The organism is Delftia sp. ASV31, from assembly GCF_016428765.1.
GTDB lineage: Bacteria > Pseudomonadota > Gammaproteobacteria > Burkholderiales > Burkholderiaceae_C > Comamonas > Comamonas acidovorans.
In genome coordinates this window covers 1-301 of sequence record NZ_JAELTK010000323.1, presented here as the reverse complement: position 1 = coordinate 301, position 301 = coordinate 1, and the positions used below count along the sequence as shown (strand labels likewise).

Genomic DNA, 301 nt, shown 5'->3' with positions numbered 1-301 from the left:
CCCCCCCCCCCCCCCCCCCCCCCCCCCCCCCCCCCCCCCCCCCCCCCCCCCCCCCCCCCCCCCCCCCCCCCCCCCCCCCCCCCCCCCCCCCCCCCCCCCCCTTTTTTCAAGCAGAAGACGGCATACGCGATCAACGTCAGCGTCTCGTGGGCTCGGAGATGTGTATAAGAGACAGGGCCTGAATGTGGCAGCGGTGGACGTGGATGACGACAAGCTGGCGCTGGCCAGGCGCCTGGGCGCACAGGTCACGGTCAATGCCATGACCACGGACCCTGCGGCCTACCTGAAAAAGGAGATCGGC

At 73.1% G+C, this 301-nt stretch carries 1 protein-coding gene and 1 pseudogene; both read left to right on the top strand.

The window, feature by feature from the left end; genetic code table 11:
- A partial coding sequence (locus JHD82_RS30210; RefSeq protein WP_233174973.1) for a hypothetical protein occupies positions 1 to 182 on the top strand: 182 nt, incomplete at its 5' end.
- A pseudogene (locus JHD82_RS29645) lies at positions 167 to 301 on the top strand (zinc-dependent alcohol dehydrogenase); the annotation flags it as partial. The gene JHD82_RS30210 and the pseudogene JHD82_RS29645, both read left to right, overlap by 16 nt.